The sequence below is a fragment of the Candidatus Protochlamydia sp. R18 genome (assembly GCF_000648255.1).
In the GTDB taxonomy this organism is placed as follows: Bacteria; Chlamydiota; Chlamydiia; order Chlamydiales; family Parachlamydiaceae; genus Protochlamydia; species Protochlamydia amoebophila.
The window spans coordinates 14,732-39,258 of the sequence record NZ_BASL01000696.1; the positions used below are offsets into that span (position 1 = coordinate 14,732).

15 protein-coding genes are annotated in these 24,527 nt (G+C 34.5%); 7 read left to right on the forward strand and 8 right to left on the reverse strand.

What is annotated here, in order from left to right:
- Nucleotides 1-8: 8 nt before the first annotated feature.
- On the reverse strand, nucleotides 9-4,541 hold the full coding sequence (locus TY19_RS05725) for a protein translocase subunit SecDF (protein ID WP_042280866.1): 4,533 nt from the start codon (nucleotides 4,539-4,541) through the stop codon (nucleotides 9-11).
- A gap of 441 nt (nucleotides 4,542-4,982) precedes the next feature.
- A complete protein-coding gene (locus TY19_RS05730; protein ID WP_042280868.1) occupies nucleotides 4,983-6,524 on the reverse strand; it encodes an NTP/NDP exchange transporter in 1,542 nt (513 codons plus the stop codon).
- Nucleotides 6,525-7,420: 896 nt separating this feature from the next.
- On the opposite strand from TY19_RS05730, the gene recJ reads away from it, so the two are divergent.
- Together recJ and rlmD are read left to right on the forward strand one after the other, a co-directional pair.
- Nucleotides 7,421-9,205, forward strand: a complete 1,785-nt coding sequence (recJ, locus tag TY19_RS05735; RefSeq protein ID WP_042280870.1) for a single-stranded-DNA-specific exonuclease RecJ — start codon at nucleotides 7,421-7,423, stop codon at nucleotides 9,203-9,205.
- Nucleotides 9,202-10,506 carry a 23S rRNA (uracil(1939)-C(5))-methyltransferase RlmD gene (gene rlmD, locus TY19_RS05740; RefSeq protein ID WP_042280871.1) on the forward strand — a complete coding sequence of 435 codons (1,305 nt, stop codon included), beginning with the start codon at nucleotides 9,202-9,204 and terminating at the stop codon, nucleotides 10,504-10,506. Before recJ ends, rlmD begins: the two co-directional genes overlap by 4 nt.
- A gap of 133 nt (nucleotides 10,507-10,639) precedes the next feature.
- On the opposite strand, the gene TY19_RS05745 is transcribed toward rlmD, so the two are convergent.
- Nucleotides 10,640-11,059, reverse strand: a complete 420-nt coding sequence (locus TY19_RS05745; RefSeq protein ID WP_011174797.1) for a helix-turn-helix domain-containing protein — start codon at nucleotides 11,057-11,059, stop codon at nucleotides 10,640-10,642.
- Nucleotides 11,060-11,557: 498 nt separating this feature from the next.
- Here TY19_RS05745 and tsp point away from each other — a divergent pair, with 498 nt between their 5' ends.
- From tsp to TY19_RS05770, 5 genes are all read left to right on the forward strand, one after another.
- Nucleotides 11,558-13,519, forward strand: coding sequence for a tail-specific protease Tsp (gene tsp, locus TY19_RS05750; protein ID WP_042280873.1), 1,962 nt, complete (start codon nucleotides 11,558-11,560; stop codon nucleotides 13,517-13,519).
- An 85-nt stretch (nucleotides 13,520-13,604) separates the two neighbouring features.
- Nucleotides 13,605-13,970, forward strand: coding sequence for a hypothetical protein (locus TY19_RS05755; RefSeq protein ID WP_042280875.1), 366 nt, complete (start codon nucleotides 13,605-13,607; stop codon nucleotides 13,968-13,970).
- A gap of 306 nt (nucleotides 13,971-14,276) precedes the next feature.
- Entirely contained in the window at nucleotides 14,277-15,785 is a 1,509-nt protein-coding gene (gene gltX / locus TY19_RS05760) for a glutamate--tRNA ligase (protein ID WP_042280878.1), read from the forward strand.
- Between the two features lie 73 nt (nucleotides 15,786-15,858).
- Nucleotides 15,859-17,004, forward strand: coding sequence for a mechanosensitive ion channel family protein (locus tag TY19_RS05765; RefSeq protein WP_042280881.1), 1,146 nt, complete (start codon nucleotides 15,859-15,861; stop codon nucleotides 17,002-17,004).
- A 103-nt stretch (nucleotides 17,005-17,107) separates the two neighbouring features.
- Nucleotides 17,108-17,641: a CDP-alcohol phosphatidyltransferase family protein gene (locus TY19_RS05770; protein ID WP_042280882.1), complete on the forward strand. Its 534-nt coding sequence runs from the start codon at nucleotides 17,108-17,110 to the stop codon at nucleotides 17,639-17,641.
- A 262-nt stretch (nucleotides 17,642-17,903) separates the two neighbouring features.
- On the opposite strand, the gene TY19_RS05775 is transcribed toward TY19_RS05770, so the two are convergent.
- The 5 genes from TY19_RS05775 to pdxS form a co-directional block, all read right to left on the reverse strand.
- Complete coding sequence (locus TY19_RS05775; RefSeq protein ID WP_042280889.1) at nucleotides 17,904-19,454, reverse strand: NTP/NDP exchange transporter; 1,551 nt, start codon at nucleotides 19,452-19,454, stop codon at nucleotides 17,904-17,906.
- Nucleotides 19,455-19,579: 125 nt separating this feature from the next.
- Nucleotides 19,580-21,190 (reverse strand): NTP/NDP exchange transporter, encoded by a 1,611-nt coding sequence (locus TY19_RS05780; protein WP_042280890.1) that lies wholly within the window; start codon nucleotides 21,188-21,190, stop codon nucleotides 19,580-19,582.
- Between the two features lie 524 nt (nucleotides 21,191-21,714).
- On the reverse strand, nucleotides 21,715-22,923 hold the full coding sequence (locus TY19_RS05785; RefSeq protein ID WP_042280891.1) for a phosphoglycerate kinase: 1,209 nt from the start codon (nucleotides 22,921-22,923) through the stop codon (nucleotides 21,715-21,717).
- Nucleotides 22,924-23,016: 93 nt separating this feature from the next.
- Entirely contained in the window at nucleotides 23,017-23,610 is a 594-nt protein-coding gene (pdxT, locus tag TY19_RS05790) for a pyridoxal 5'-phosphate synthase glutaminase subunit PdxT (protein ID WP_042280892.1), read from the reverse strand.
- Nucleotides 23,611-23,613: 3 nt separating this feature from the next.
- Nucleotides 23,614-24,513, reverse strand: coding sequence for a pyridoxal 5'-phosphate synthase lyase subunit PdxS (pdxS, locus tag TY19_RS05795; RefSeq protein WP_042280893.1), 900 nt, complete (start codon nucleotides 24,511-24,513; stop codon nucleotides 23,614-23,616).
- Nucleotides 24,514-24,527: the final 14 nt, after the last annotated feature.

A 24,527-nucleotide genomic window follows, 5' to 3' on the forward strand; every position in this document is an offset into this window, starting at 1 on the left:
TTAGTACTTTAAGCACGTTTGACAGAAGACTCCGTATGTTGATGCTCTACTTCTTTATTATGGAAGTACAGCATAACCGGAGAAGCAATGAATAGCGAAGATAAAGTTCCTACCAAAACACCTACTGTCATCACTAGTGAAAAGGCAAAAATAGATTGCCCTCCTAATAAAACAAGTGCTAAAAGCACAAGCAAAGTTGTTCCAGATGTCATGATCGTACGACTTAATGTAACATTCAAAGCATGATTAATGATTTCTCTGAATGACAAGCGACGAAGAGTCTTCATATCTTCACGAATTCGATCGAATACAATAATCGTATCATTTAATGAATAGCCGATAATTGTCATAATTGCTCCCACAACCTGTAAATCAATTTGCACAGGAAATCCTATTGCATGGAAAAGTGCTAAAATGCCAAGTGTAATAATCACATCGTGAACGAGCCCAATTACTGCTCCAATTGCGAACTTAAACTCAAATCGGAAAGTAATATAAATTAAGATCGCTATTAATGCTGCGCCAAGCGCAACAATAGCATTATTTCGCATCGTATCAGAAAATTGTCCACTCATGATAGTCCAATTTTTCTGAAGAGTCGTTAACTGAGACTGTTGAACATCTAATCCATGAGATTGAAGCGTTTCAACAACCCAGCTCAAACGAGGATCTTTTTGATAATCAAAAGCATATTTACTATCTGGATTGATTTCAGGCATCTGATAAAAAGGATGCCCTTTTTCATCCATACTTGTTCCTAGTTGAATGCGCAATTGATTAGGTCTGCTTAATTCACGTACTTCGAAATCCCTGCGTGAAGCACCCTTATCTAAGAAAGCATTGATAGCTTCTAAGCGATAATCAGGTTTTTCTGTCTTCTCCGCAACATCTAGTGTTAGAGAGTAACCTCCAGTAAAATCCATTCCAAAAATAGTTTTACGTTCAGAAACAAGGAAATAAGTGCCTATTCCCATCACGATTAGCGAAATCACGATAGCCTTCTTAGCTTGTTTTAAGAAGTCAAAATGTGTTTCCTTCAAGAACTGGGCCATTGATAATTGCTTATGCTCAGGCTTTTTAACCCACCCAGCAAAGAAGTAGCGAGTCATAAACAAGGCTGTAAACATAGAAGAAATAATACCAATGATCAATGTCACAGCAAAGCCCTTAATTGGTCCAGAATCGAACTGAATTAAGATAATAGCTGCAATAATTGTCGTAATATTTGAGTCAATGATAGCACTAAAAGCTTTGCGGTAACCTGCTTGAATTGCGGAAGCAATCCGACCAGTCACTTTAAACTCCTCTCGGATTCTTTCAAAGACAAGAACATTTGCATCAACAGCCATTCCAATTGTTAAAACAATTCCTGCAATTCCAGGTAACGTCAAGGCTGCTCCTAAATTTTGCAATACACCCCACATGATAAAAATATTAAGCAAAACTGCACAAGAAGCAACAAAACCTGCAAAATGATAGTAACCGACCATAGCTATCACAACTAAAGCTAAAGCGACTAAAGAAGCGACAATCCCTTTGGTTCTTTCTTCACGACCAAGTTCTGGGCTTACATTTTCTTCCGACAAAATACGTGGCGTAAAACTTAAAGAACCAGCTTTTAAATCTGCTGCAAGTTGGGTCACTTCTCGCTGAGAAAAACGACCGCTAATCGTTCCTCCATCACGAAGTGCTGCATTCAATGAAGGAGCTGTAATAATGCTACCATTAAGAATAACAGCCATTCTCCAACCACGTCCGTTAGAATAAACTTCTTTAGGTGTTCCTGCAATTTTATCTTCTGCAAATTGTGAAGTCCAATTAAAAAAATTGTCTCGAGGGCTGCCACTTGCATGCTCACCTGAATCGAAAGAGCGTTTAATTCCAAATGTTAAAATATTTCCTTGTGTTGCATCATAACCCGGTTGGATGTTTTCTAAGTTAGATCCTTCCAAAGCAAAATTATGAAAAACCACTAGTAAAGGATGTGTTTGATTATCCCACTCCGTAGAATCTCCACCTCTGAACATGGCCAGGGTTGAAAGCGACTCATCAAAGGCTTGAGTAACCACGCGATTTTTGGGATTAGCTAAACGCAATCCATTTTCATAAAGAATTTTTGCATGATCTGTTCTTGGGCGCATAGTGATAGTAGATTCCTCATCTCCACCTAAATGCTGCCAAGCAATTTCGTTGATGCTTTCTATATCTCTACGATTTGTTACAACGGCTTCGTTCCAAATATCTTGTAAAAACTGATTGACAGCTCCAGCAAGGGCTGTATTTAAAGGCCCAAATTTTTCGTTGACAATATGAAAATACATTGCAGAAGCTTTTACCAATTCAGAAGCGGACAAATTTTGAGAACCTGGAAAATCTAATAATATATTAGAATTTTCAATTCGAATTGTTCTTTCTGCTACACCCATTTTATTGATACGTGTGTAAAGCTCATTGACGGCTTGTTTGAGATCTTCTGGATTTGTCACAGTTCGACCATTTTGATCTAAAAGACCAATGCGGACTGTTTTCCCCCCCGATAAGTCAAGACCCCATTTAAGAACTTTTCGATCATCTCCTCTAAAGAATTTTACTACGCTCAGCTTCAAATTTTCCCAATAAACATTTTTAGTTGGTGCTGGAACTGTGTATTTGCTTGTTAAGTTCAAATCAACTTGAGCAGCATTATAAGATTCTTTCCATTTCAGAAGGTCTTCTTGTATACGATCATCAATTTTGTTGATAGTTAACAAACGTTGCTCTACATCAGAAAAGTCTAAGATAGCAAAACGTTTACTTCCTTTGACTTGAAAATCTTCGCGAGAAGCTTTTAAAAGAGTGCTATAATAATCATTCAATTCAAAAATATAATCTTTATTAAATTCTTTTGGTAAATTAAAGGCTGAGCCAGGATAACCAATAAAACCCATTTGCTGTAAAAGGGTATTGAGTTGGTTAAAATCTGTAGCTAAAACTTGATTTTCTTCCGCTTCTGGAGCTTCCTGATATTTCTGAACAAGAGCATCCATTCCTTTTGCGATTACATAGATCGATCCAGTTCGGAAGCCTGTAGGCGCTGCAGCTGAATACATAGCAGGAGCATAAACCACAAGACCTAGCTTTTGATCTTCTGATTTTTCTGTTTGATAATCATTATAAGATCGAATCGGATAAACATCTTTAATCAAATCTGCATGGGCTGGAGACCAAGAAAGAATAATTTGATCTGTGACTTGCTGAGCTATTTTATCTGCTAAATAGCCTAAATTGAGAGCCAAATAACTTTGACTATTTGTTAGATTATCAAAATTTATAACAAAACTTTCTTCATTAGGTTTAAATGTTTCATCTGATAAACGGGCAATACGTGCAATATCATTGATTAAATATTGGTTAATTCTGTCTTTGACAAATGCATCTTTTTCAGTTTTTCCTTCTGAAAAACGCAAAGATTGTACATCGTCATATAAATTGACTAACAATAAACCACTTTCCCAATTGATTGTTAATCCTTTGATAAAAGGATGATAACCCGTTAAATCGACAATTTGCATTTCATGGTTGGAGTTTTGTTTTAACAACTGCTGAATATTTTCATTTGTTAAAGGCTCTTTCCCTTTTTGAAATTCTTCGTTTTCACGCATAATCGTAACAGCTGAATCCAGCGCTTGAATTTGATTATTTGAAACTGCTAGATTTTGTGCAGCTTCAGCTGAAGAATCTCCATATAAACTAGCTTGCTTTTCTTTAATTTTTTTACTAAGTGTTTCCATCTTAGCAATAAATTTAGTATTTAATCCTTCACGTTCTTTAGAGGATAGTTGAGAAAATGTTTCGTAGTAACGTTTTGTAATCGGATTATTTTTTCCTAAAATATTACCTACATCAACAATTTCTTTTGCTAAGGTGATAATTATTTCGTCATAACTAGGATCATTACCTGCTTCACTAGTTGTTGCAAACATTTGCAAAGCGGTTTTACTAGGTCCTGCAATTGCTAGAGCGACTTGAGTCACTCGATCATCAATAATTTCACGGTAAAGATCTGCGATTTGGTGATCATGACTATACTTTGGAGTAAATTGAAATAACTTATCCATGTCGCTCGCATCTAATCGAACAGCAACATTACGTCGAACCAACACTTGAGTAGGATCGACATTAGCTGTGATAGAACTTAGCTCAAGCTGATTAGGTACAAATGGAATTAACGCTCCAGCTCTTGGTAAAAATCGCTTAAATAACTCAGCATCTTGTTCATTTTTAAATGAAATTTGAAATAATCCATTATTTGTTGTAACTAAATCAATAGAGATTGGTTTAATTCCTAATAAACGACAAAAAGAATATAACCATTCTTTTGAATCCACTTCTGTTTGATTCACTCTTTCCACAATCCCGGATGCAACGTGCTGTGCACGCGGAGCATCAATCGAAGATTTCAGAGGTTTCGAGTAAAAAAATAAGGTGGGGAGAATGTTATAAAGCGTAATTGCCAAGACGGCAACAATCAAATAGAATTGCCAACGCTTCTGTTTTTCCATATTTTCATGATTCCTTCTATGATTGTGAATTTCCTTTTGAAAGCTATGGAAACCTCGCCTAAATGAGGTTTTCAACTCTAACTCAAAATGAAATTAACTGTGAATGAATGTGGGACATCAAAAAGCGCCTTTACAAAGTGAAGACTCTCTAAGACAAAGGAAAAGCATAACAAATCATTATGCATTCTGTCTACATAAAACCAATTTCATTAAACACGGATTTTACCTATAAAATGGCGAATGGAACACGGAGAGATTTAATCCATGATCTTTGCTTAATTCAAAATAGAGAATTTCGAAAATGAATTAACAATCAAGAAATAATAAACTGTTCTGGCCCATTAAAAATTTCTTACATCCTCTGAATTTAAAATAGAAAATAAAAAACCCTCCTTTTTTATAAAGGAGGGTATGAACAAGCATATTTTTAAGACATCAAATTTAGCTAGTAGCTATTTCCGATGTTTTATCAATATTTTTCTCAATATTCTGCTCAGCAGTCAATTGAGTAAATTGTTTGCTTAATGAACGGGCAGCCACAATCCAGGCAGCAATAATAACCATCAAAATCGCGCCAATGTAAGGTGTAATAGTTGCTAACGTTCCAAATGCAAGTAATCCCATTTGAATAATAGAGCCGCCAGATTTTCCTAAACGAGCTCCTACTACGTCAACTGCGGCTTTACCTTTTACTTTAGATTCATCATCTAAAGGAATGTAAGCCATTTCTTTTGTTGGATCAAATAAAGAGTATTTAGCAGATTTACTCATAATATTTTGAGCCGCACCAAAAATGACAGCTAAGAATAGTGGAGTAGTTCCTAAGGCAGCAATATATCCAGCTAGGTGATCTTTAAAAATCACGAATGAGAAAAAAGCAATCCCGGTGACTAATAAAACAACTGGAGTAATTAAAGCTGCAAATCCCCAACCTTTATAACGAATTACGTTACCACCAACGAATAACATCATCAAAATTGTGACGGCACCCGTCATTGTTGAGAACCATCCCATGAACGTGCTGTAATCATTTGGATTAGGATACTGAAGTTTCACCTGGCTCTTCCATGTAATTTCTACTAAGTTAATAGAAATACCGTAAGCAATAACCAATATCGCCAAACAAAGGATATACTTAGAGGTAAAGAGAAATTTGAAGCTTTCTCCAAGAGACATTTTAGCTTTTTTCTTTTTACCAGGAGCTTTTTCTTGATTTAAATCATAAAAACGTGGATCTGTTAAAACTGCACGATTAATCCACCAGTAGATAGCTAAAATTGCTAATCCGGCAATGACAACCATACCCATTAAATAATTTAAAGAAATTTGCCATGCATCAACATTTGCAGGTAAATGCTTGCGAATATCTGATACATATACAATAGCAGGACCTGAAACTAAAAGTGCGAAATTAGCACCCAAACCGAAAAGGCTATAAAAACGTTTAGCTTCATTTACACGGGTAATTTGGTTAGCAAATCCCCAAAAAAGAAGAGATAATACAACGCTTCCCCAAAGTTCAGCTAAAATGTAAAAAATCGAATACATCCAGTTTTCATATGCCGCCGCAAGCCCGGTCCAACCGCCAGGTAAATAAGCTTTTAAAGCTTCAGCAGAAGCATGAGGCATTAAAACTTCTCTAGCTGGATACATGACAAAAGCAAATAAGCCGAAGAAAATAATAAAAGGTAAAAGCGTAACGTAAAATAAATTTTCTCTGCTTAGCGTATTGCTAAGCTTGGCATAAATGATCATAAAAAGGATAGCTGCAGGGACAACACCAAAAGACTTCAAAAATGGAATGGCTTCCGCACCTGCAGAGGTCACGATTAAAGTGTCTTTTGTATCTCTTAAAATTGTGTAATTGAAAGAAATAAAAAAGAACATAAAAAACATTGGAAGAAGTTTTTTAAGTTCATAACCGTGTACAGGCCAAAAGAAGGCCCTCCACTTACCAAAGTCTTGTTTCGCATCTTGCGACATAGTAAAACCTCGAACTAGTTTATTGTTTGCAAATTTTTGATAATAAATTGTGAGTTTTCATAATTTTGTGTAAAAACATTACTAAGTATTCGGGATTATCAAGCCATTTATCTAAAAAAGCAAGAAAAAACTACAAACAACCCCCTTACGTATTAAAAACACTAATTGTATGGGAAATTATCTTTAATACATTGAGATAGATTAAATTATATTAAAAGAAAAAATTTAGCTCTTATGAGAATGAAAGCTAAATTCAGTAACAGAATCATTTTTTTATATTGAATTTGTGTTTCGCCCTATTTATTGATGATAAGAACTCAACGATCAAGTCATGAATAATTTTTCAAGAAAATTTTTTTACTATTCAATTACAATCTTTTAGTTTTTTTATAAGTCATTTTTAAAATAGCAATTAATTAAATTTAAAATTTTTCGTTGTACCGTTCTGGCAGACTAGCTAAAATTCCAGATCGAAAGGAAGCATTTTACTTAGATTTTTCAAATACTTTTTAAACCTAACTTCGGGGATTATTTTTCTCCCGCTTTAAAACGACTAACAATAAAAATAGATTAGCGGTCCATCCTTGTTTGACAACTTTTAGTCGATTTCATGTTAAATGATTTCACTTGACAAGGGAGTTTTGAAAGCTACAATGTTGAAACAGAGATCAACAGTTCATTGACAAATCTAACTTTAGTCTTATAAATTAAAGCAAAACTAAACCTTGATGCCGCATCTCTCAGGCAGGTTAAAAAATTACTGATTTAATCTATTTATCTTTTAGACTATTGTATAGAAAATGATTTAGATGAACGAACGAGATAAGTTATATACATGTGTATTAGCCAAACTCTAACGAAAAACACTCGATTTATAGAAACGGAGCTAGATTTTAATGCATTTCACAACAAATGTCCAAGAGGATCCAATATGGGTTTATCCCCCAATGGACGAAGCATTAAAAGAAAGCATTGTTAAAGAATTTAAACTTCATCCTGTTATAGCACAAATTTTGGTTTCCAGAGGATTTACTTCTTTTCAACAAATTCACGATTATTTATATGCTAAATTACCAGAATTGCACGATCCTTTTTTAATGGCAGAAATGCCTCAAGCGGTTGAACGAGTTTGCCATGCTATCCGTGATCATGAAAACATTCTTATCTATGGCGATAATGATGTTGATGGAATGACTGGAACTACTTTGTTGACCGAATTTCTACAAGATTTAGGCGCAAATGTTTTCTTCTATGTATCCAATAGAGGAGCGCTTCGACAAAGTTTAATTGTCGAAGCTTTAGAATATGCTCTCATTAATAATTGCAAATTACTTATTACTGTAGATTGCGGTATCACTGCTGCTGTGGAAATAGCTAAAGTAGCTGCACAAAACGTCGATGTGATTATCACTGATCACCACGAACCGACAGATAAAATTCCTCATTGTGTAGCGACTCTAAACCCAAAACTTGTTAACAACCCTTATCCGAATCGAGATTTAACAGGAGTTGGAGTCGCTTTTAAACTAGCTCACGGAATCACTAATCAACTGACATCTGAAGGAAAAATTCCTCCTTCTAAGATTGATTTGAAAAAATATTTAGACTTGGTAGCATTAGGAACTATCTCTGATATGGGTTCATTGCTTGACACAGAAAATAGAATCTTAGTTCGCTATGGTCTTCGCCAGTTGCGTAAAGGCAAACGAATGGGTCTAGCAAAACTTTTTTCTATTTGTGATGTTGATCTCAATGATTTAAATACGTTTACCATAGCTTCAAAAATTGCACCTCGTTTAAACAGCTTAGGACGTATTGATGACCCTCGTAAAGGTGTCCAAATGTTACTTGTAAAAAATGCTGATTTGGCAGAAAAGATGGCATTAGAGCTAGATCTTAATAATATCGAAAGGCAAAAAATTGAAAGAACAATGTCTTCCGATGTAGATAGTACTATCCAACAAATACCTGCTATTTTATCTAACAAAGCAATTGTAATGGTTTCTGATAAATGGCATCCAGGTGTCATTGCCATCATATCGACACGAATTTCAAAACAATACAACAGACCTACTGTGATGATTGCTATCGATAAAGGAATTGGAAAAGGTTCCATTCGCTCTATCCGCGAATTCCCCCTTCTACCAACTTTAAAAGAATGTTCAGATATTTTGATCAATTTCGGTGGACATGATTTTGCTGCAGGATTAACTATTAAAGAAGAGCACGTTGAACAATTTAAAAATCATTTTATTGCTTCGGCTAATAAAAAGCTTGCTGATACAGATGTTATGAGTAAACTTTATCTTGATGCAGAAATTAAATTTAGTGAATTAACTTTTGATTTTATTGAATCAGCAAGGCTATTAGAGCCATATGGAAATGAAAATCCTCAACCCATTTTGTATTGCGACGCTTGGCAAACCTGGCCTCCAAAGATTGTTGGTAAAACGCATTTGAAGCTTTATTTAGAACAAGGAGATAGAGTTCTGGAAGGTGTTGCGCTTGGAAAAGCAACTTATAGCCAACAACTAAGGAAAAAGAATTTAAAACTGCGCATTGCTTTTACCCCTCAAATTAACAAATCCAGTATTCAATTACTCATTCGTGATTTTAAAGTTTTAGAAGAAGTGCCTACCACTTTTACTGAATTGGAACCCGCTCAATATCAAAATTTATGACCCATTTATTGACTATCCATACTCAAGTTGAGGGAGAAATTACAGCGATTGCTTTTGGAGGTGCAGGAATTTTAAGATATCATGGATTTGTAATTTTTGTTCCTTTTACTGCTCCTGGCGATCAAATTGTTTGTCGTATCATCGAAATAAAAAAATCTTTTGCAGTAGCAGAACTTGTCAAACTCAAACAACCTAGCTCTTTAAGAGTTCAGCCCCCTTGTCCATATTTTGGGAAATGTGGAGGATGTCAACTTCAGCATTTAAACGAACAAACACAATTAAACTATAAACTTACTGCCATCACTGACAATCTTAAACGAATTGGTCATCTTAAAGTACCTTCTGTTGAAATGAGTACAGCTCAATTGAATTGGGCCTACAGGCGACATATTACCCTTCATTTAAAATCCTTTAATCAAAGTTTTCAAGCAGGTTATATAGCAACAGATCATTTTTCTCTTATTTCAATCGATACATGTCCTATTTTTAATAACCTTCATGACCCTATCATTAGCATATTACAAAAATTTATTAGTACTTTGCCTAATCCCAATCAGCAAGATGGCCGATTGACATTATTAAAAAACCAAAATTCTCAATATATTTTATCATTTCAATTTTGTTCATTGAATGAACTTAATCGAATCCTGTTTCAAGAGGCTTTAGAAAAATATCCTATTCTTTCGGGTATTCTAGTAACTTCTCCCAAGAAACAGTGGATAATAGGTAACCCCTACTCTGAACAAAAAATTGAAAATTTAATTTTTCGGTTTACTCCTCAAGCCTTCATACAAAATCACCCTGAACAAAGCCTTTATATTTATAAAAAAATTTGTTCGTTAACGACACAACTAAAATCAAAAAAAATTTTAGATCTTTACTGTGGGTTTGGAATTACCTCTTTACTCCTTGCTAGTCAAGGACATTTTGTAACTGGCATTGAATATAATTCTGACGCCATTCGATTTGCGAAAGAAAATAGCAAGTTGAACCATTTGCCTCATGTCGAATTTCTCGAAGGAGATGTAGAAAAAATTTTACCTATTTGTTTAAAGTCTCAAAAATGTGTAGATTTAGTTATTGTCAATCCTCCAAGAATTGGCTTATCTAAATCAGTAATCAAAATATTAATGAGTGCCTTACCTGAAGACATGATTTACATCTCTTGTATGCCCTCTACTTTAGCTCGTGATTTGTCTATTTTGTGCGAAGATTTATATGAAATTCACGAGTGTACTGCGTATGATATGTTTCCACAAACTAGCCATGTCGAAACACTTGTTCATCTTAAAAAAGTATAACCTCTCAATTTCTTTAAAAAAAAGACTTGAAAGGTTATAAAGTTGTTGCTCAATCAATGCATTTAGATTTTTTGAAGAAGAATGACTTAACTCAGCAATAATTCATTGCCGGTTGCTCAGAAGCTAGCTGAAATCAGCTAGCTTGACGACGATTTTTTTTCTGCATGAATTTTTCTTGATATTCTTTCATACTATCAGAATGAATAACCCATGCAGCCCCTTTTCGCTCTGCTTTCAGCAAACCAATACGAGTCGCGTAATAAATTTTTTGTGCAGGGACACTTAACAATTCCGCTACTTGATTAACAGAATAATATCCTTTTAGATTATCAAATAATAATTCACCGTTAAAAGTAGATTTCGTTCTAGAATATTTTTGACGACGGTAATCTTCTAAATCTTCTAAGCTAATTGTCCAACGAGTTGTCTCTTTAGTAGCTTTTAATTTATTTAATTTAATGGCAACATAAATAGCTTGTCTTGTTACTTTATTTAATTTAGCAGCTTCTGTAATTGAAACTACTTTTTTATCATCAGTTTTATTCTGAGACATAATATTACCTCCACAATATATTAAATATGTAATTTCCTTTTTTTTTAATAAATTTATAATTTATTTAAGGAAAAATAATCTTTACATAGTAAAGAATTTAAATCAATGATTTTAAATTATTTTTGAATTTTTTAAATTTAATTTTAAACAAATATAAACAGATAATTAATTAATAAATTAATAAAATGAGTATAATTATGGGAATAAACGATTTTTAACAACCAGAAATCTTAATTGGAAAACGCTCTTAATATACAAAAACTTTTATTATTAATCAATTTATTTTTTTATTTATCTGACTCAAAAGAGGTTAGTAATAGCAAAAAAAGAAATAAGCATGAAAAATTTAAGTTCTCTCTAAAAGGATAAATTCAAATTATTGAATTTATCCTGGCTATTTTCTACAAGAATAATCATCCAAAACTCGCCTAATAATAAGTTTTTGGTTATAATTAAAACTTTATCTCCGGCTTATCTTAAAAGATTGAGGAAATTTTAATGTACAAATTTTTAATTTATTTAATTTGTTTAACAACTTTTGTTTTGGAAGCCAAATCACCTGATTTGAGTCCTAAGGAAGTCACGTTTAAAGCAAACGAAATTATGAAAGCTCATGCTTCGCAAAAACAACTTTCACCTACTCTTACTCGTCGAATTTTAAATAACTATTTAGAAAATTTAGATCCTAATAAAACTTACTTCATCGAATCAGATATTTATGAATGGACTCATCCAACAGATGAACTCCTCACAAACATTATTGATGATTACAATAACAGTAATTTTTCTACTTTTGAAAGTATTCATACTGCTCTAATTAAAGCTATTTTAAAACGGCGTCAACTAGAAAATAAAATAGACTATCAAAGCTTGCCTAAAAATGTCCGAGCAGAAGAATTTAAAGATATTCCATGGGTTCAAACTGAAGAAGAGCTTATTGAACGGTTAAAACGCATACGAGCTTTACAAATTGAAACTGCAGCAAAATTAAACGATAATATGAAGGAAAATGCTCTTCAAAGAATCGGCAAACGACAAGCAAAATACGAAGAAGAGGTATTAAATCCAAAAGAACAAGAAAAGCAACCTTTAATCTTATCTAATGTTTTAAAAGCCACAGCATCTGCTTTAGACGCCCATACAGCTTATTTTACACCTGGTGAGGCTGCGCAATTTATGATTAATGTTCAACAGCGTTTATTCGGGATTGGCGCTCAATTGCGTGATGACATTAATGGATTTACCGTAATAAAAATTATTGAGGGTGGCCCCGCAGCCTTAGGTAAAGAACTTAAATTAAAAGATCGCATTGTTGCAGTCAATGGAGAACCTGTTGTCGGAATGGATATTACAGATGCAGTTGATTTAATTCGAGGGGAAGAACATACTCCCGTTATTTTGACAGTCATTCGAGAAACGACAAGTGCTGCCGGTGAAAAAACTGAAGAAAAATTGGATGTGACTATTTTAAGAGGAGAGGTTATTTTAAAAGAAAGTCGTTTCAAAAGTTCTTACGAACCTTATGGAAATGGGATAATCGGTTATTTAAAATTATACTCTTTCTATCAGGATCGAGATAGTTCATCCGCAACAGATTTGGAAGAAGAAATTAACAAACTTAAAAAGAATCAAAACATGTTTGGCCTTATTCTTGATTTAAGGTATAACTCAGGAGGCCTTTTATCTCAAGCTGTTGCCGTAACGAGTTTATTTATTACTAAAGGGATTGTAGTCTCCATTAAAGATGAAAACGGGAAAATTCAACATTTAAGAGACTTAGATGGAACATCAACTTGGGATGGCCCACTCATTATTTTGGTGAATCGCATGAGTGCTTCAGCCTCAGAAATTGTGGCGCAAACACTTCAAGACTACGGTAGAGCAATCATTGTTGGAGATGACCATACATATGGAAAGGGATCATATCAAACATTCACTTTGACGACAACCGAACACGAACAAGTCAATCCTCAAGGGGAATATAAAGTCACAAGAGGGCGTTATTATACCGTTTCTGGTAAAACCCCCCAATTATCAGGTGTATTATCTGACATTTCTATACCAGGTGTATTATCAGAGTCAGAAATTGGAGAGAAGTACACCAAATATCCTCTTGAAAACGATCACATCAAAGCAAATTTTGATGATGATCTTTCGGATGTTCCCTTTTTACAGCGAGATAAAATTCGTAAGTTGTATAAATTTGGTCTTCAAGAGAAGTTAGACACTTATCATCCATATTTTGAAGTATTAAAAAAGAATTCTTCCAAACGCTTAGAAAATGACCCCAATTATCAAAATATGCTTAAAGAAATAAGAAAGAAGGAAAATAGTGATATAGAAAGCATGGAAGACTTTGGTCAAAATGATTTACAATTAGAAGAAGCTTATAAAATCATGAAAGACTTATTAATTATGATGCAAGAAAAAGGAATTCCTCTTATTTCTTCAAAATTATAGGAAAGTTCTTTTTAAATATAAAAACTTAATAAGATTAAAAAAAAATTATTTATAAACATTTTATTCATTACTAAAAAGATATTTTATGCGCGTTAACAAAATTTTTGAAAATACTTTTATCATTCTTGAATTGGTTGAAAAAACCTTGAATTTTGCAGGCTACATTCCAGGCATAGGAACAGTCTCTGCTTATGTCCGAGGTGGGCTGGCGAGTATTGAAGCCGTATCAGGAATAGGTCTAACAATTATTGGATTTATTGCAAACTCTCAAGGTAATCCAGCCAGTTCTATTTATTTAACTACGGGTATCACTTTTATTGGGCATGCGCTTTTAAATGGTTTTCGCGCTTCATTTGAAAATCAGCCTTTCATTTCACTTGTCACAACCTTACCTTATGATATTGGCTCTTACTTATTGTTAGGACGTCGAGTTTTTCCATATTTGAAATAATTTTTCAGACGTTTTACACATAAGATCAATACTGAATCCATGACCAGCATTAACCAACCTCGTTAAATTAAACAATGATGGTAATTTTTTATAGGTTGAAGCTCATTAGGTAAATATTGCGGATGAATTTTCCTAATCAAAAAAAATAAATAAAGCATGTTTTTTTAGTCTTTTAGATTTAAAAGATATCGTTTTCTCCTTATTATACTTGTAAAAAGAATTGTTAAATACAAATTCACCCACTATTTATTAAACCTTCTTATTTAGAAGGGTCTCTACAGATTTTAAAGAAAAGGCCTTAGTTTTATGTCAGTTCGCGTGCGCATTGCGCCTTCTCCAACAGGTGATCCCCACGTTGGAACAGCCTATATGGCTTTGTTTAATATGATTTTTGCACGTCATTACAATGGAACATTTATTCTTCGTATTGAAGATACAGATCGGGCTCGTAGCCGACCAGAATATGAAGAAAATATTTACTCAGCCCTCAAATGGGCAAATATCCAATGGGATGAAGGCCCTGATATTGGGGGTGATTATGGTCCTTATCGACAATCAGAAAGATTTGATATTTATAAACAATATGCTGAAGAACTTTTATCTAAAGGGAAAGCCTATAAATGTTTTTGCACTGCGGCTGAACTTGATGAAATGAGAGAGTTGAGCGCTAAACAGGGTGGAAGACAAGGTTATGATAGACGTTGCAGACACCTGACTCCTGATGAGATAATTGAGAGAGAGCAAGCCGAACTTTCGTATGTCATTCGTTTAAAAGTCCCTTTAAACGGTGAATGTGTTTATGAAGATGCGATTAAAAAACGAATGACCTTTCCTTGGGCTGATATAGACGATCAAGTTCTTCTCAAATCAGATGGTTTTCCCACCTACCACCTGGCAAACGTTGTCGATGATTATCTTATGAAAATTTCTCATGTGATTCGAGGCGATGAATGGATGAGTTCTACTCCAAAGCACATCTTGCTATATGAATCCTTTGGATGGACTCCTCCAACGTTCTTGCATATGCCTCTTTTATTAGGTAAAGATGGTAAAAAATTGTCTAAACGAAAAAATCCGACTTCCATTTTTTTTTATAGAGATAGCGGTTATTTATCCGAAGCTTTCATCAATTTCTTAACATTGATGGGCTATAGTATGACTGGCGATCAAGAAATTTATAGCTTAGATGACATTATACGAGAATTTGATTACAAGCGGATTGGCGTCTCCGGAGCTATTTTTGATGTGCAGAAGTTAGACTGGGTGAATCAACAGTACCTCATTAAAAATATTCCTGTTGAGCAACTTTGGGATAGGATCAAAGAATGGAGCTTTAACGATGAATTTATGCAACGCCTAATGCCTCTTTGCCATTCTCGCATTAAAACTTTTGGCGATTTTATGGATCTGTTTAACTTTTTATTCATCAATCATCTTCATTATAATGATGCGATATTTGTCGTTAAAGATCTATCTAAAGAACAAATTTGCTACTTGATTCAATCTTTAATTTGGCGTTTGGATGAATTAGAAAATTGGAACGGAACAGGTGTTAATCAAGCTTCCAGAGAGATTGCTGAAATCTTTGGAGTCAATCATAAGAAAATTGTCATGCCAATTCTCTTTGCTAGTTTGATGAGTAAAACACAAGGTCCTCCTCTCTTTGATTCCGTCAACCTTTTAGGGAAAGATCGTACACGTGCACGACTGCTTAAAGCGATGGAATATTTAGGAGGAATTTCAAATAAAAAAATGGCCAGCCTCAAAAAGGCCTGGCAAGAAAAAAGCGGTCAACCGCTCATGATCAAGGATTAAAAATTCTTTTAATTAATGCTGGATGAATGAGATTTAATTCAGCATTGATTTATGCAAGTATAGGAGAGATAAAATGGATATGACTGCACATGCTTTTTCTTTTTTTCAAGTGTCTTCTCAAGTCTTAGAAGGCTCCTATGGACTATTTTTACAGATCTTAAGTATTGTTCTTTTTTTACTATTTTTTAATTTTCTTATTAAAGTTGGTTTAACTAAATTAAAAAAACGTTTTTTAAGTCAAAATAAAATTTGGTCTTCTAGTTTTGTTTCAGCGATTGAAAAACCCCTTAATTATTACGCTTGGTTTGTTGCTTGTATTTGCGCTCTTGACGCAGCAATCAATCGATTTTTAGAACATCATCTTTTTAATGTACATGTCATTCTAAATCTAGGGGCAGTTTTAGCCATCGGTTGGTTTCTCTTAAGATGGAATAATAAAGTTTTACAAGACATGTTGAGTATGAGCTACCAGCACCGCATTAACCTTACTCCTGCTAAATTAGATTTGATTAGTAAACTAGCGACTATTGTTATTATTTTTTTAACAGTTTTTCTAGCCATGGATGTTACGGGTCGCGACATGCAAACAGTGATTGCATTTGGAGGAATTGGTGGTTTAGCCATTGCTTTTGCGTCGCAACAAGCCATTGCAAATTTTTTTGGCGGAGTCATGGTCTATCTCACACAACCTTTTAGCATCGGAGAACTCATTAATATTCCTGAAAAAAAAATTGAAGGACATGTGGAAGAAATTGGTTGGTACATGACACGTATTCGGAATCTAGACAAACGACCTATTTATGTTCCCAATTCAGTTTTTACACAAACGATTGTCATTACTCCTTCTCGAATGAGTCATGAACGTTTTTTTCATACAATTGGATTGCGCTATAGTGATATCGATACTATTAAACAAATAGTTGCTGATATCAAATTAATGCTTCTTAAGCATCCACAGGTAGATCATGAGCAAAGAGTAGATGTTTATTTTGTAAGTTTTGGAGATTTCGCTTTAAATATTAGTATTTCTGCTTATATTCATTTAGGCCAGGCAGATTTCCCCAGTATTCGGCAGGATATTTTATTAAAAATTGCCGATCTTATTCGGAGTCACGGAGCCTCTATTGCTATCTCTCCACAAACTATTCAGATAGCATCCGGAATGCAATTGATTCCTAATGTGGAACCATCAAAACCATCACTATCCACTTCTTCTTAATAACACATACAACAAGCGAGAACTTTAGTAGTAGTAGCTATAAACAGCCAAAAAAGCTACAATTAGTCTTATATATACTCAACCACTTAATTTTTTTAATTTTATGCTAATTTTTACACCATCAAATGTTCTGTCTTTTTTAAGAGGGCCACTCGCACTGGCATTTATTGTTGATCATCCCTTTTATAGAAGTTTAGTAATCATTTTAGCCATGTTAACAGATAGCTTAGATGGATATCTTGCTCGTCGTTTTCGAATGACAAGCCAGATCGGAGCTTTCCTAGACCCTTTGATGGATAAGATATTTGTTTTTACAGTTGCTCTTATATTTATGTATGAAGGGAGATTGGAGACTTGGGAAGCCTTGACCTTAATTTCGCGAGACTTCGCTGTATTATTGTTTGGGCTTTATCTAGCTATTAAAGGAAATTGGGCATTTCGATTTCGCTCTATCTGGTCTGGTAAAGTGACAACAGCTTTACAATTTTTTGTTTTATTAGCCTTAACGTTTCACTATACAATTCCTCACTTCGTATTTTATTCTTTCATTTTGCTAGGTTTTGTAGCTCTATGTGAACTATACATCGTTGAAAAAAAAGAATTAAAGATTAAAATCGCCCGCCCTATGTCCCTATAACCTAGATTAAACCAACAATTCAATTTGACATCGATAAATTCTCTTACGCACTATAAACGTATTAAATAAATTAGCTTTTTCGAATTGCAAAATTCAAAAAGAGCAGAATAGCAATTTTCATTTATGTATAATCGAAGATTTACTTACAGCAAACCTCCAATTAAATGACATTTGAAAATAAACTCATATATAAATATGGATATATATCCACCCTTAACGCTTGTTTTTTTATTAACACTTGCTGCACCAAAACATGATATTATTAAGATGCAGCTTTTAAGGGATGTAAAACTTGCTCTTCACTTGTTCTTGGAGTAGATTCACCAATATCTTCTCGAGCTTTTTCCCCAATAATAGCAGCAAATTGCTTACCTAATGAACGTACGCAAAGCATCCAAACAATGATAACGCCAATTAAGATGACAGCTACATAAGGAGCGCTGGAGCTAACAGTTGCAAAAATCATCAATAAACTTTGATGAATTAAGGAACCGCCCGATTTACCAAGACGAGAACCCACACCATCAATCGCAGCTTTTCCTTTCAATTTACTTTCATAATCCAGAGGGATAAAAGCCATTTCTTTTGTAGAATCAAAAACAGAATACTTACAGGCTTTACTCATGCAGACTTGAGCTGCACCAAAAAAGACGGCTATAGTTAAAGGTGTCGTTCCTGTTAATATATAAACAGGATCAGCCAAATCATTTCGAAATAGCATAAAAGCAAAAAATCCCACACTTGTGACGAGCATAATAGTCGGTGTTACTAAAGCTGTCCGTGTCCATCCAAACCGAGTAATCATTGTAGACATAAATAAGGATGTGATTGTGGCAATAATTCCGACTGCTGATGTCATGTTATTCATATAGCGAATATAATCAAGGCCTGACGAATAAAGTTGACGAAGCTGGTCTTTCCATACAATTTCAACTAAGTTAATGACAAGATTATAAGAAATAACTAAAACTGCAATACAAATAAGATATTTAGAATTAGCGAGATAGTTAAAACTTTCTCGGATCGATAATCTTTTTTTCATTTTTTGAATGCGTTTTGCTTCATGGAACTCTTGAAATTCTGGACCATTGAGTACATTTTTATTCATCCAACGAAAAATAACCATGGCTATTGTTCCACTTACAATGACAGCAACCATGAGAATATTTAAAGTCTGTTCCCAACTTTGATCATTAGAGAGGAGATTGGCTATGATTCCTGCTATCGTTGCAGCAAAACTTGCAATGACACCAAGCATACTATAAAAACGACGAGCTTCAGTCATTTTTGTGATTTCATTCGCAAATCCCCAAAAAAGGACAGTTAAAACAATATTACCCCAGAGTTCACAAATTACATAAAACAAAGTAAATGACCAATTACGGAACATGGCAATTAATCCTTTAAATCCTGCTGGTAAGATCGTTTCTAAGTAATCGCATAGTTGATGAGGATGTAGTACGTCACGTAAAGGATAAAAAATATAAGTAAACGAACCAAAAAATAGCAAAAATGTAGAAATGACAATATAAAAAACTTTTTCTTGGCTAAAACGGTTAGACAACTTAGTGAAAATTAAAGTAAATAAGACTGCTGTGGGTAACAGCACCCATACTTTAATAAATGGAATAACTTCAGCCCCTGAAGCCTTAGCAGTCACAACAACAGCATCTTTAACATTGCGTAAAATACTATAGTTGAAACAAATCAAAAATAGCATCAACATCATTGGAAGCACTTTTTTGACTTCATGGCCGTGAATAGGCCAAAAAAATGCCCTCAGTTTACCAAACTCTGATTCTTGTTGAGACATTTTAAACCTTTTGTTATAAAATAATATATTATATTTTTTATTAATTCTCAACTATTTATTTAATTAATAAAAAAAACAAAAAGCACATTAATAATAAATACTACTAATGTGCTTTGATTTTAAAATTATACAGCTTTCTGTTCTTTCAGAATTGTGTCTGAAAGAATATTAACAGCTCGAATAGGAGTCATCAATGTCTCAGAAGTTTCATTGTTTTCTACCTGGCTTGTTAATTCATTAAATTGTTTACCTAAAACGCGAATTGCCATTACCCAGACTACAATTACGGCGAACAAGACGATAGCTACATAAGGGGCACTTGTATTAATTGTAGAAAACAAAAGTAGAAGGCTCTGATGAACCACAGATCCACCCGATTTTCCGAGGCGAGAACAAACTCCATCAATCGCCGCTTTTCCAACGAGTTTGGATTCAGGATTTAAAGGAACAAAACTCATTTCTTTAGTGGCATCAAATACAGAGTACTTAGCTCCTCGACTCAATATGTTTTGAGCAGTTCCAAAGAAAACCACTAAAACCAAAGGAGTTATTCCGGAAAAAGATAAGAAAATTTCGGGAGATGCCTTTTTAAGGAAGAAAAAGGAGAAAAAGCCCAAACTTGTTACAGCTAAAATGATAGGTGTAATTAAAGCAGTAGTGGTCCACCCAAATTTGCGAATCGCATTTCCTGATACGAAAAGGGAACTTAAGGTCGCTACTACCCCGATAATGGATACGATATGATTCATATATAAAGTATAATCATTAGGATCAGGATATAGCTCTCGAACTTGATGTTTCCATAAAACTTCTGTGAGGTTAATAACTAGGTTATAAGAAATAACAATAAGAGCAACACAAAGTAAGTAATTAGAGCGAAGAAGATAGGAAAAGCTTTGCTTTAGAGAAAGCTTACCTTTAGCTTCTCCTTCTGTTTTAACCGAAGAAGGATCATAAAAACGTTTATCGGTTAAGACTTCTACATTCATCCAACGAAATAAAGCTAAAGCTAAAGCACCCGATAATAAAATTAAAGAAACCATCATTACTAATGATTGATACCATGGATCACTACCAAGAATTCCCAAATCGTTCTGCTTATTAAATTGACAACAGTAAACAGAGGCTTGTCCTGCGAAAATACCCGAAAAATTAGCACCTACCCCAAATAGACCGTAAAATCTTTTTGCCTCACTAATTTTAGTCACTTGATTAGCGAAGCCCCAAAATAAGACAAATAAGACAGTACTTCCCCAAAGTTCTGACATCACATAGAAAATAGTAAAAGTCCAGTAACGAAACATCGCAACTAGTCCTTTAAATCCAATCGGCAAAATTGTTTCAAGATAGTCAGCAGTTGCGTGAGGATGGATAATATCTCGAATAGGATAGAGAATAAAAGTGAAAATAAAAAAATAAGATAAAAAAAGAGAAGTGATAAGGTAAAAAACGATTTCTCTTGACAGGCGATTAGACAACCAAGTGAACAAAAGGGTCATTAAAATAGCTCCAGGGAACATAGCCCAAACCTTTACAAAAGGAATGACCTCAGCACCTGAAGATTTTGCAGTTATAAGTAGTGAGTCTTTTAAAGTACGTAATATGTTGTAATCAAAAGAAATAAAAAAGAATATTAACAACATTGGGATGAGTTTTTTAAGCTCATAGCGATGAACGGGCCAAAGATTGCTCCGCCATGGACTAAATTCACGGGACCCTGTTGGTGTCTGTGACATGCTAACCTTTTCTTATGATTAAGATCGGCAACTTTTTATCCTTAAGTTTCACAAATAAGGAAACTCGCAAGCTTCTAACCTTTCAGTTTATTTACAGGTTAGATTCTAAATTTTCTCTTTACCTCATTTTTAGCTAAATGAAAAACCTTAGATCTAAACTTATACATTTTTAAGCCTATTTTATCAAGCCATTTCTGATTTGCATAAAACCGTTATTTATCAATAAATTAATTTGATATAAATCATATTATTTAAAAATTATAAAAATAAATTATTTATTAATTTATATTTAATTTTTGCATTAAAAACAAAAAAAACAATCGAAAATAAAGGAAGGGAAAATGATTTTAATGATCATTAAGAGATTTGTGCAAGATAATAAAAAATAAGGAGTTTGGAAGAACTGGACAATTGGTCGTAATAGAAAGGATAGCTATATCACAGCGAGAGTTAAAAATAAAATTTCTTAGCAGTGTTATATTTTTTTGACTAGCTTTAGTTCAAACAAATTCGAACTCTAAGATTTATTTATCTGATAGAGCTTCAATCCCAGGTAATTGCCCAAATTCTATATATTCTAAAGAGGCACCCCCTCCAGTTGAAAGATGGTTTATTTGTTTAGAAACTCCAGCTTGTTCTATAGCAGCTAAGGAATCCCCTCCCCCAACAATAGTAATCGCGTTGACAACAGCAAGAGTTTGAGCAATAGTTTGAGTCCCTCTAGAAAAAGCGGGAACTTCAAATACTCCTAAAGGGCCGTTCCAAAAAATCGTAGCTGCTCTGTTCAATTCTTCTTGATAAAGTTTAATAGTGTTTGGCCCAATATCTACCCCTTGATACCCATCAGGAATTCCTTCTTTAACTGAAATAATTCTCGTTTCAGAGGAGGATTCATCCATTTTTTTAGCAATGACCAAGTCTATGGGTAGTAAAAGGCGGCAGCGAGACTGTGTGTCAACACCTATCAATTCACGAGCGACAGCAACGAATTCGCTTTCGTAAAGCGAATCCCCAATAGGTATTCCTTCAGATTTGAAAAAAGTGAAGGCCATCGCTCCCCCTATTAATAAAACATCTGCTTTAGACTGTAAAGCTTCGATGACTTTAAACTTTGTGGAAATTTTTGCACCTCCCAACACTGCACAAAAAGGACGTTTAGGATTCGTTAAAGCACAACCTAGATAAGAAATTTCCTTTTCAAGTAACAAACCCGCTGCTGCACGATTGGGAAAAAATTTTGCAATTCTTGTTGTCGAAGCATGAGCACGATGAGCAGTTCCAAAAGCATCATTGATATAAACATCTCCCAACTCTGACAAAGCACTTGTAAAATTAGGTTCATCTTCAGGCCTTTCTTCGCCTTTGTGAAAACGTAAATTTTCAAGCAATAAAACTTCTCCTGATTTTAGCTGACGAACCATCTGTTCAACGTCTAATCCACAACAATCTGCAGCCATTTTTACAGGCTTCTTTAATAATTCTGATAAACGTTTAGCGCAAGGAGCCAACGAAAATTTAGAATCAAACAAACCTTGAGGACGACCGAGATGGCTCATCAAAATAACGGCTCCTCCTTGATCTAAAACATATTGAATTGTGGGAAGAGAGGCTTGAATACGACTATCATCTGTAATCAAACCTTTTTCTAAAGGGACGTTAAAATCGACACGAATTAAGGCTTTCTTGTCTTTCAAATTTAAATCGCGAATCGATAATTTATCCTTCACCGTCATCCCCCTTAATTCATTTATGAAATGAGTTAATAACTTAAACAAAAAGTTCTGTCAAGTTTCTTATTAACAGACAAAAGACTAATGAAGAAAGATCTATTTCTTATAATTTTCTAAGTTTTCTTTGACCATTTCAAGAAAATAAAGATGAATAGAAGGGTTGACTGTTAACTCCGGATGAAACGATGCTCCTAAATGATGCCCTTGCCGAACCAAAATAGGCTCCTCTTCATAAGAAGCAAGAATTTGCACGGGAGTTTCACTTGTTCGAATACGTGGAGCTCGAATAAAAAAAGCAGGAAAACATATTTCGTCTCCTGGTTTTAAATAAACAGACACATCCACTTGAAAAGAATCGACTTGCCGCCCAAACGCATTTCGCTCGACAGTAATATGTAACAGTCCAAGCGGCATCATTGCAGAATTTTGAACGTGAGAAGACATTAAAATAAGGCCAGCACAAGTTCCAAAAACAGGTTTATGAATCGCAAAATGAACTAATAGCTCTTTAAGATTTGTTGTTTCAAGTTGTCGCATCATCACAGTAGATTCCCCACCAGGAATAATAAGAGCATCACAAAAATCTAACTCATTTCGAGTTTTAACTTGGATCGTTTCTATACCAAGAGAATGAAGCATTTCTTGATGTTTAAAGAAATCTCCCTGTAATGCTAATATACCTATCAGCATGCTCTACCAACCTCTTTGAGCCATCAAATCTTCTCGTTTAAGTTGTCTAATATCAATCCCTTTCATCGCATCAAGAAGATCCATCGAAAATTGGGCTAATTTTTCAGGATTTTGAAAAAATGTGGTGGCGCCGACTATTGCACGAGCTCTTTTTGCAGGATCTTCTGATTTAAAAATTCCCGATCCTACAAAAACAGATTGTGCCCCTAATTGCATCATCAAAGCAGCATCTGCTGGAGTGGCAATTCCACCTGCAGCGAAATTAGGCACAGGGAGCACACCAGATTTTGCAACCATTTGGACTAAATGAAAGGGAGCACCTAATCGTTTAGCTTCTGCCATGAGTTCCGAAGAATCCATCAGCATTAAATGCCTGATTTCTCGATTAATAGCCCGCATATGTCGAACAGCCTCGACAACATTTCCTGTGCCGGCTTCTCCTTTCGTTCGAATCATTGCAGCCCCTTCACCAATCCTTCTTAAAGCTTCCCCTAAATCTCGACAACCACAAACAAAGGGAACTTTAAAAACATGTTTATCGATATGGTTTTCTTCATCAGCAGGCGTTAAAACTTCGCTTTCATCAATAAAATCAACTTGTAATGACTCTAAAATTTGTGCTTCTACAAAATGTCCAATTCGACATTTAGCCATAACAGGTATTGAAACTGTTTCTTGAATTTTCTGGATAAGTTCAGGATTTGACATGCGGGCGATTCCGCCCTGAACACGAATATCAGACGGAATTCTTTCTAAAGCCATAACGGCAACCGCCCCAGCATCCTCTGCAATTTTAGCTTGCTCTGAGTTCGTGACATCCATGATCACTCCTCCTTTCAACATCTCTGCCAAGGCAACTTTAATTTCAAATGATCCTTTTTCAGTTTGATTAGTTTGTCCCATGTCTACCCCTATGC

What these genes read in the sequence shown, in the direction of transcription:
- TY19_RS05725 (WP_042280866.1), bottom strand. Translation starts at nt 4,541, where the DNA reads ATGGAAAAACAGAAGCGTTGGCAATTCTATTTGATTGTTGCCGTCTTG.
- TY19_RS05730 (WP_042280868.1), bottom strand. Translation starts at nt 6,524, where the DNA reads ATGTCGCAAGATGCGAAACAAGACTTTGGTAAGTGGAGGGCCTTCTTT.
- recJ (WP_042280870.1), top strand. Translation starts at nt 7,421, where the DNA reads ATGCATTTCACAACAAATGTCCAAGAGGATCCAATATGGGTTTATCCC.
- rlmD (WP_042280871.1), top strand. Translation starts at nt 9,202, where the DNA reads ATGACCCATTTATTGACTATCCATACTCAAGTTGAGGGAGAAATTACA.
- TY19_RS05745 (WP_011174797.1), bottom strand. Translation starts at nt 11,059, where the DNA reads ATGTCTCAGAATAAAACTGATGATAAAAAAGTAGTTTCAATTACAGAA.
- tsp (WP_042280873.1), top strand. Translation starts at nt 11,558, where the DNA reads ATGTACAAATTTTTAATTTATTTAATTTGTTTAACAACTTTTGTTTTG.
- TY19_RS05755 (WP_042280875.1), top strand. Translation starts at nt 13,605, where the DNA reads ATGCGCGTTAACAAAATTTTTGAAAATACTTTTATCATTCTTGAATTG.
- gltX (WP_042280878.1), top strand. Translation starts at nt 14,277, where the DNA reads ATGTCAGTTCGCGTGCGCATTGCGCCTTCTCCAACAGGTGATCCCCAC.
- TY19_RS05765 (WP_042280881.1), top strand. Translation starts at nt 15,859, where the DNA reads ATGGATATGACTGCACATGCTTTTTCTTTTTTTCAAGTGTCTTCTCAA.
- TY19_RS05770 (WP_042280882.1), top strand. Translation starts at nt 17,108, where the DNA reads ATGCTAATTTTTACACCATCAAATGTTCTGTCTTTTTTAAGAGGGCCA.
- TY19_RS05775 (WP_042280889.1), bottom strand. Translation starts at nt 19,454, where the DNA reads ATGTCTCAACAAGAATCAGAGTTTGGTAAACTGAGGGCATTTTTTTGG.
- TY19_RS05780 (WP_042280890.1), bottom strand. Translation starts at nt 21,190, where the DNA reads ATGTCACAGACACCAACAGGGTCCCGTGAATTTAGTCCATGGCGGAGC.
- TY19_RS05785 (WP_042280891.1), bottom strand. Translation starts at nt 22,923, where the DNA reads ATGACGGTGAAGGATAAATTATCGATTCGCGATTTAAATTTGAAAGAC.
- pdxT (WP_042280892.1), bottom strand. Translation starts at nt 23,610, where the DNA reads ATGCTGATAGGTATATTAGCATTACAGGGAGATTTCTTTAAACATCAA.
- pdxS (WP_042280893.1), bottom strand. Translation starts at nt 24,513, where the DNA reads ATGGGACAAACTAATCAAACTGAAAAAGGATCATTTGAAATTAAAGTT.